Origin of the sequence: Aestuariivirga sp. (assembly GCF_044239095.1) — a bacterium.
Classification (GTDB): Bacteria; Pseudomonadota; Alphaproteobacteria; order Rhizobiales; family Aestuariivirgaceae; genus Aestuariivirga.
In genome coordinates this window covers 1-7,581 of sequence record NZ_JBIICB010000210.1, presented here as the reverse complement: position 1 = coordinate 7,581, position 7,581 = coordinate 1, and the positions used below count along the sequence as shown (strand labels likewise).

The 7,581-nt window shown below is 64.5% G+C and carries 6 protein-coding genes and 1 pseudogene; 4 read left to right on the top strand and 3 right to left on the bottom strand.

Going from position 1 to position 7,581, the window contains the following annotated elements; translation table 11 throughout:
* Positions 1–7 precede the first annotated feature (7 nt).
* The 3 genes from pyrE to rpoZ all read right to left on the bottom strand — a co-directional run bounded on the left by pyrE (position 8) and on the right by rpoZ (position 3,355).
* Positions 8–592: an orotate phosphoribosyltransferase gene (gene pyrE / locus ACILRA_RS16600; protein ID WP_395663181.1), complete on the bottom strand. Its 585-nt coding sequence runs from the start codon at positions 590–592 to the stop codon at positions 8–10.
* Positions 593–596: 4 nt separating this feature from the next.
* Positions 597–2,768: a RelA/SpoT family protein gene (locus tag ACILRA_RS16595; protein WP_395663180.1), complete on the bottom strand. Its 2,172-nt coding sequence runs from the start codon at positions 2,766–2,768 to the stop codon at positions 597–599.
* 173 nt (positions 2,769–2,941) lie between these two features.
* On the bottom strand, positions 2,942–3,355 hold the full coding sequence (rpoZ, locus tag ACILRA_RS16590) for a DNA-directed RNA polymerase subunit omega (RefSeq protein ID WP_395663179.1): 414 nt from the start codon (positions 3,353–3,355) through the stop codon (positions 2,942–2,944).
* Positions 3,356–3,842: 487 nt separating this feature from the next.
* Between rpoZ and proS the strand changes: the two genes are divergently transcribed.
* From proS to ACILRA_RS16570, 4 genes and pseudogenes are all read left to right on the top strand, one after another.
* A complete protein-coding gene (gene proS, locus ACILRA_RS16585; protein ID WP_395663178.1) occupies positions 3,843–5,168 on the top strand; it encodes a proline--tRNA ligase in 1,326 nt (441 codons plus the stop codon).
* A complete protein-coding gene (locus tag ACILRA_RS16580) occupies positions 5,168–6,478 on the top strand; it encodes a lipoprotein-releasing ABC transporter permease subunit (RefSeq protein WP_395663177.1) in 1,311 nt (436 codons plus the stop codon). Before proS ends, ACILRA_RS16580 begins: the two co-directional genes overlap by 1 nt.
* Complete coding sequence (locus tag ACILRA_RS16575; RefSeq protein ID WP_395663176.1) at positions 6,475–7,146, top strand: ABC transporter ATP-binding protein; 672 nt, start codon at positions 6,475–6,477, stop codon at positions 7,144–7,146. Before ACILRA_RS16580 ends, ACILRA_RS16575 begins: the two co-directional genes overlap by 4 nt.
* 235 nt (positions 7,147–7,381) lie before the next feature.
* A pseudogene (locus ACILRA_RS16570) lies at positions 7,382–7,581 on the top strand (hypothetical protein); the annotation flags it as partial.

Sequence of the window (7,581 nt, the reverse complement as noted above, 5' to 3'; positions counted from 1 at the left end):
CCGATGATCATTTCAGTCCCCGGCTGCCGGGCTTGATGGCGGGCAGGGCAGCAAGCTCGGGCGGCAGATGGCCTGCCTCGTAGGTGGGAATGTCGAGCCGCGCCAGTGCCGCCAGTGGAACGCCGACCTCCGCCTTGCCCCCCGAACGGTCGATCAGGCAGGCCGCCCCAACCGTAACGCCGCCTTCTGCATTGATCCCGGCGATGCACTCGCGCGAGGAGAGGCCGGTCGTCACGATGTCCTCCACCATCAGTACCCTTGCGCCGCGCTCGATCGAGAAGCCGCGGCGCAGCGTGAGCTTGCCGTCCACCCGCTCGAAGAAGATCGCCGGCACGCCGAGCTGGCGGCCCATCTCGTAGCCCACCACCACGCCGCCCATGGCGGGAGAGGCCACGAGGTCGATGGGGGAGGAGACAACCGCCTTCACCTTCTCCGCCAGTGCAGCGCACAGCCGCGCGGCGCGGCCTGCGTCCATCAGCACCCGCGCGCACTGCAGGTAGCGGCTCGAATGCAGCCCGGAGGAGAGTATGAAATGCCCCTCGAGCAAGGCGCCCGCGGCGCGGAATTCGTCCAGAACTTCGTCTTGCGTCATGCGTCTATCCCGTCTTTCGGTTCACGTCGCTCACCGCGGGCTTGCCGCGCAAGGACGCCATGATCACGTTCAGGTGTATCAGGTCATGCACCTCGAGGGTGATGTCGAGGTCGAAGAAGTCGCGCGCGCCCTCGCGCGCCACCATCTGCAGCGCATCGATGTTGCCGCCAAGGTCGCTGATCGCCTGGGTGACCTGGGCAAGCGAGCCCACCTCGTTGAGGATCGAGACCGTCAGCCGGGCAGGGAAGCGCTGATCCTCGGCGCCCGTGTCCCAGGCAAGGTCAACCCAGCGTTCTGGCTGGTTGTCGAACTGCTCCAGCGCCTTGGCGAAAATCGGATAGATGGTGATGCCTTCGCCCGGCATCAGGATGCCGACGATCCGCTCACCCGGCACGGCACCGGTCTCTGGCGCGATCCTCAGCGCCGTGGTGCGCGAGACGCCGCGGACGGGAACCGACAGCTCCTCGCCGTCCGTCTTGCGCGCGGGCGGCCTGCGCCGCAGTTCCTTCAGCTTGCTGTCGTCGATGGTCAGGCCCATGGCCTTCAGCACGTCGATGGCGGCCAGCTCGCCCCGGCCGATGGCGGCCAGCGCATCCTCGATGTTCCGGTGGCCGAGGCGGGGCATGGCGGCAGCCACCTGCTTTTCCTCATAGCCCTTGCCGAGCTTGGCCAGCATCTTCTCCACGATCTCGCGGCCGAGCCCCGCGAACTGCTTGCGCGCCGCGGCCCTGGTGGCGCGCCTGATGGCGGCGCGCGCCTTGCCCGTCACCGCGAGGCCTTCCCATGCGGCGGGCGGCGTCTGCGCCTCGGAGCGGATGATATCCACCTCGTCGCCGTTCTTGAGTTCGGTCACCAGCGGCGCATGGCTGCCGTTTACCTTGGCGCCCACGCAGCTGTCGCCCACGGAGGTGTGCACCGCATAGGCGAAGTCGATGGGGGTCGCTCTCTTTGGCAGTGCGATGAGTTTGCCCTTGGGCGTGAAGCAGAACACCTGGTCGTGGAACAGTTCGAGCTTGGTGTGCTCGAGGAACTCGCGCGGGGATTCGCCCTCCTGCAGCATCTCGACGAGGTGGCGGAGCCAGCGGTAGGCGTTGGATTCGGCCGCAGGCGCGCGGAATCCGTCGAGCGCCTCCTTGGCGTCGGGTGCGTCCTTGTAGATCGCATGCGCCGCCACACCGCGCTCGGCGATCTCGTGCATCAGCCGGGTGCGGATCTGCATTTCCACGCGCATGTGGTGCGGGCCGATCACGGTGGTATGGATCGAGCGGTAGTCGTTCTGTTTGGGCGTCGAGATGTAGTCCTTGAAGCGCCCCGGAACCGCGCGGTAGGTGCGGTGGATGATGCCGAGCGCCCGGTAGCACTGGTCAACCGTCCCGACGATAACCCGGAAGCCGAAGATGTCTGACAGCTGGCCCAGCGACAGAAGCTTGCGCTCCATCTTGCGGAAGATCGAGTACGGCCGCTTCTCGCGCCCGTGGACCTCCGCCTTGATGCCGTTCTCGGCCAGCTTCTGCATCAGCTCCTGCTCGATCGAGCGGAGGATGCCGCCCGACTCGGCGTGGAGCTTGGCCAGCCGCGCCAGGATGATCGTGTTGGCCTCCGGGTTCAGCACCTTGAAGGCGATGTCCTCGAGCTCGTCGCGCACCGCCTGCATGCCCATGCGCCCGGCGAGCGGCGCATAGATTTCCATCGTTTCCTGCGCGATGCGGGTCCGCTTCTCGGGCTTCACATGTTCGAGCGTGCGCATGTTGTGCAGCCGGTCTGCAAGCTTCACCAGCAGCACCCGCACATCGCGTGACATGGCGAGCAGCAGCTTGCGCAGGTTTTCGGCCTGTGCGGCTTCCTTGGTGACTAGATCGAGCTTGGCGATCTTCGTCAGTCCATCGACCAGCACCGCAATGTCGGGTCCGAATTTTTCCTCGATTTCCTGGTGGGTTGCCTCGGTGTCTTCCACCGTATCATGAAGCAGGGCGGCGGCGATGGTGGCCGAGTCGAGCTTCATCTCGGTCAGGATGGCGGCCACTTCCAGCGGATGGTTGAAGTAGGCCTCTCCGGAGGCACGCTTCTGGTTGCCATGCGCCTTCATGGCATAGACATAGGCGCGGTTGAGGAGGTCCTCGTCCGCATCGGGGTCATACTTGGTGACCCGCTCGACAAGCTCATACTGACGCATCATGACAGTTGATCTTAGCGCGGAAAAATCAAATGGCGAGTGGGGTTTGAGGGAGAACAGACCTTCCGTAGACGCCGTCACTCCAGCTGCCGCCGGCATGGCGGCCCCCGGCTTGGTTTCCAAATAGAAAGAGGCCGGACACGGGGTCCGGCCTCCGAAAATCAATCGTGAAAGGCTCAGTAGCCGTTGCGCTGGCTGCCGGGGCTTTCGGCCGGGGGCATGCCCTCGAGGCCGCGCAGCAGGTCTTCTTCCGTCATCCGCTCCATCTCGGGATTGTCCTCGTCGCCCTGGGCGTCGTTGACGACGGTCATGTCGCCGGACTGCTGGATGAGGGGAACCTCGGTGGCCTCGGGCTCGTCCACTTCCACATGCTTCTGCATGGAGTGGATATATTCCTCGCGCAGGTCTTCCGGAACGATGGTCTCGTCCGCGATCTCGCGCAGCGCCACGACCGGGTTCTTGTCATTGTCGCGTTCCACCGTGATCTGCGACCCTTGCGAGATGGAGCGGGCGCGATGGGCGGCGAGCAGGACCAGCTCGAAGCGGTTGGGCAGCTTGTCGATGCAGTCTTCAACGGTGACGCGCGCCATGAGGCTCGTGCACTCCTCTCGAATTGGAAGGGAATTTTGCGGCCTATAGGCGCTATTTGCGGCCAAATCAAGCCCGCCGCCTCCGGCCGCGCAGCGCGCTCTGGCTGGTCTTGGCCGGAAATTGAAAAAGGCGAAGCGCGGAAAAGCGCTTCGCCTTGCTTCTTCCTGGGTTTCCTTTACTGCCGGTGACCGTACCGGCGGAGCAGCTGCAGGTCATGCGCGCCCGGAAACCAACTTCCCCAGACCTGGGTCACATCGAGTGCACACCGTGGTCCTGTTCTTGATTGGCCGAAACGGTATCACACCCCATATTCTTGTCGAGTTAAAAATGACACATCGGCGCCACAATTGGGGCCCTGCGTCAGGTCCATATATCAGGGGTTGTTCACAGGGCAGGTTATGCAATCTGCTAAACCCGCCGCCGCTGGCTTGAGTTCCGCGGCCTTTGCCGTAAAAGGGCCTCTTCGCCCCCCGAAGCAGGAACACCATGCGCCTTTCCCAGTATTTCATGCCCATTTTGCGCGACGATCCCAAGGAAGCGGAGATCGTCTCCCACAAGCTCATGTTGCGTTGCGGCATGATTCGGCAGGAGGCGGCGGGCAGCTATTCCTGGCTGCCCATGGGCTACCGGGTGCTGCGCAAGATCGAGCAGATCGTGCGCGAGGAGCAGAACCGGGCAGGGGCCATCGAGGTTCTGATGCCGACGATCCAGCCGGCAGATCTCTGGCGCAAGTCCGGCCGCTATGACGCCTATGGCAAGGAAATGCTCCGCATCAAGGACCGGCATGACCGCGACATGCTGTTCGGCCCCACCAATGAGGAGATGATCACCGACATCTTCGCCCAAGGTGTGCAGTCCTACAAGGACGTGCCGCGCAATCTCTATCACATCCAGTGGAAGTTCCGCGATGAAGTGCGCCCCCGCTTCGGCGTCATGCGCGGCCGCGAGTTCCTGATGAAGGATGCCTATTCCTTCGACCTCACGCGTGAGGCAGGCCAGCATTCCTACAACAAGATGTTTGTGTCTTACCTCAAGACCTTCGCCCGGATGGGCCTCAAGGCCGTGCCGATGCGCGCCGAGACCGGCCCCATCGGCGGCAAGGACAGCCATGAATTCCTGATCCTCGCCGACACGGGTGAGTCGGAAGTCTTCTTCGACAAGGCCTTCCACGATATGGACTGGGAAGCCTTTGACATCGACTATGACAATGCCGATGCGGTGGCCAAGGTCGTCGACGATTTCACCTCGAAATACGCCGCCACCTCCGAAATGCATGACCAGGCGGATTACGAAGCCCGCGTTCCCGCGGAGCGCCGTGTGACGGGCCGCGGCATCGAGGTCGGCCACATCTTCTTCTTCGGCACCAAATATTCGGAGCCGCTGGGCTGCACCGTACAGGGGCCGGACGGCAAGATGGTCACAGTCCAATCGGGCTCCTATGGCATCGGCGTCTCCCGCCTCGTCGGCGGCATCATCGAGGCCAGCCATGACGAGGCCGGCATTATCTGGCCGGAGCCGGTGGCGCCCTTCAAGATCGGCCTCATCAACCTCAAGGCCGGCGACGCCGACACGGATGCCGCTTGCGAGAAGATCTACAAGGCGCTCGAGGCGAAGGGCGTTGACGTCCTCTACGACGACCGCGACGACCGGGCGGGTGCCAAGTTCGGTACCATGGACCTGATCGGTCTTCCCTGGCAGGTCATCATCGGCCCGCGCGGGTTGAAGGACGGCATCGCCGAGGTCAAGAACCGCAAGACCGGTGCGCGTGAAAACGTGGCGCTGGACCAGCTCCTGGTCCGCTTCGCGCCCTGATGGACAAGAGCCTTCCCGATACGCGTCCCTTCGCCCGCTTCGAGTGGATGCTGGCGGGCCGCTATCTGCGCGCCAGGCGCCGGGAAGGTTTCATCTCCGTCATCTCGCTCTTCTCCTTCCTCGGCATTCTGCTGGGTGTGGCCACCCTCATCGTGGTCATGGCGGTGCTCAACGGCTTCCGTGCCGAGCTTCTCGACAAGATCCTGGGCTTCCAGGGCCACGTCGCCGTCTACCGCTCCGATGTGACGCCCATTCCGGACTATGAGGCGCTGCAGCAGACGCTCTCCGCCATCCCCGGCGTCACGCGCGCGGTGGGGCTGGTCGAGGGCCAGGTCATGGCGTCCTCGCTCCGCAACAACACGGGCGCCCTGGTGCGCGGCATTTCCGAAGCCGACATCCTGAAGCTGCCGAGCCTCAACAACGACAGTCTCCGGACCGCGCTGAAGGAAGAGGGCGTGCCGGATGTCACCGCCTCTTTCGCCAGCTTCGATGCCTCGGGCGGGGTTGCCATTGGCGAGCGCATGGCCTGGCGCCATCAGCTGGGGCTGGGCTCGCGCATCACCATCATCTCCCCCGAAGGGCCCGAGACGGTGATCGGCACCGCGCCGCGCATCCGCGACTATCCGGTGGTGGCCATCTTCAAGGTCGGCATGTCGGACTATGACGAGAACGTCATCTACATGCCCCTCGCCGATGCGCAGGAATACTTCGTCACCGAGGAGGGCGTGAACCAGATCGAGGTGATGGTCGATGATCCCGACGATGTCGACCGCTATCTGCTGCCGATCATGGACGCGGCAGGAGAGGGCATGGCCGTCACCACCTGGAAGACCCGCAACTCCACCTTCTTCAACGCGCTTGCGGTGGAGCGCAACGTGATGTTCCTGGTGCTGACCATGATCATCCTCGTCGCCGCCCTCAACATCATCTCCGGCCTCATCATGCTGGTGAAGGACAAGGGCCGCGACATCGCCATCCTGCGCACCATGGGGGCCACGCGCGGCACCATCCAGCGCGTGTTCTTCCTCACCGGCGCCACCATCGGCGTTGCGGGAACGCTCGGCGGCTTCATCGTGGGCCTCCTGATCTGCCTCAACACGGAGCGCATCCGGCAGTTCATCTCATGGGTCTCAGGCGTTGATCCCTTCAACCCGGAGCTCTACTACCTCGCCCAGCTTCCCGCGCGGATGGATTCCTGGCAAACGGTGCTGATCGTGCTGATGTCGCTCGGCCTCTCCTTCGCCGCCACCCTCTATCCCTCGTGGCGGGCGGCCAAGCTCGATCCTGTCGAGGCGCTGCGCTACGAATGACACCCGCCCTTGAACTTCGCGCGGTCGCCCGCTCCTATGCCGAAGGCAAGGGCCGTCTCGAGGTATTCCGGAACCTCGACCTCACGGTGAGGCCGGGCGAGATTGTGGCGCTCGTCGGCCAGTCGGGCTCGGGCAAGTCCTCGCTTCTCCACATCGCGGGGCTTCTCGAGGCGCCGACCGCGGGCGATGTGCTGATCGCGGGCCAGAACTGCTCGACCCTCGACGACACGGCGCGCACCCGCATCCGCCGCATCGGCATCGGCTTCGTCTACCAGTTCCATCACCTGTTGCCGGAGTTCTCGGCGCTGGAGAATGTGATGATGCCGCAGCTCATCGCCGGCGCCACCCGCGCCGCGGCGGCTGATCGCGCGCGTGATCTTCTCTCCCGCATGGGGCTGGAGCCGCGGCTCGAACACCGCCCCTCCGAACTCTCAGGCGGCGAGCAGCAGCGCGTGGCCATCGCCCGCGCGCTGGCCAACCGCCCGCTGCTTCTTCTTGCGGATGAGCCCACCGGCAACCTCGACCCCGAAACCGCCGCCCACGTCCACGCCGAACTGCTCCGCCTCATCGCCGACGAAGGCCTGGGCGCCCTGGTGGCCACCCACAACCTCGACCTCGCCAAGGGCATGACCCGCATCGCCAGGCTGGAACGCGGCCGGATCGTCTGAACCAGAATTTCCCTTCTCCCGTCGCAACGCGATGGGAGAAGGTGCCCGAAGGGCGGATGAGGGCCTCTCTCCACGAGTCCCGATGTTGAAGCAGGCCCTCATCCGGCCTGCCGGCCACCTTCTCCCATCCTCCGGACGGGAGAAGGGACTCGTGGTGAGTTTTTCCTTCTCCCGTCGCCCTGCGATGGGAGAAGGTCCCCGAAGGGGGTATGAGGGCCTCTCTCCGCGAGTCCCGATGTTGAAGCAGGCCCTCATCCGGCCTGTCGGCCACCTTCTCCCATCCTCCGGACGGGAGAAGGAACTCGTCGTGAGTTTTCCCTTCTCCCGTCGCAACGCGATGGGAGAAGGTGCCCGAAGGGCGGATGAGGGCCTGTCTCCGCGAGTCCCGATGTTGAAGCAGGCCCTCATCCGGCCTTCGGCCACCTTCTCCCAACC

Excerpts from the sequence above, each read along its gene's own strand:
- ACILRA_RS16575 (WP_395663176.1), top strand. The coding sequence starts at position 6,475 with ATGACACCCGCCCTTGAACTTCGCGCGGTCGCCCGCTCCTATGCCGAA.
- rpoZ (WP_395663179.1), bottom strand. The coding sequence starts at position 3,355 with ATGGCGCGCGTCACCGTTGAAGACTGCATCGACAAGCTGCCCAACCGC.
- proS (WP_395663178.1), top strand. The coding sequence starts at position 3,843 with ATGCGCCTTTCCCAGTATTTCATGCCCATTTTGCGCGACGATCCCAAG.
- ACILRA_RS16595 (WP_395663180.1), bottom strand. The coding sequence starts at position 2,768 with ATGATGCGTCAGTATGAGCTTGTCGAGCGGGTCACCAAGTATGACCCC.
- pyrE (WP_395663181.1), bottom strand. The coding sequence starts at position 592 with ATGACGCAAGACGAAGTTCTGGACGAATTCCGCGCCGCGGGCGCCTTG.
- ACILRA_RS16580 (WP_395663177.1), top strand. The coding sequence starts at position 5,168 with ATGGACAAGAGCCTTCCCGATACGCGTCCCTTCGCCCGCTTCGAGTGG.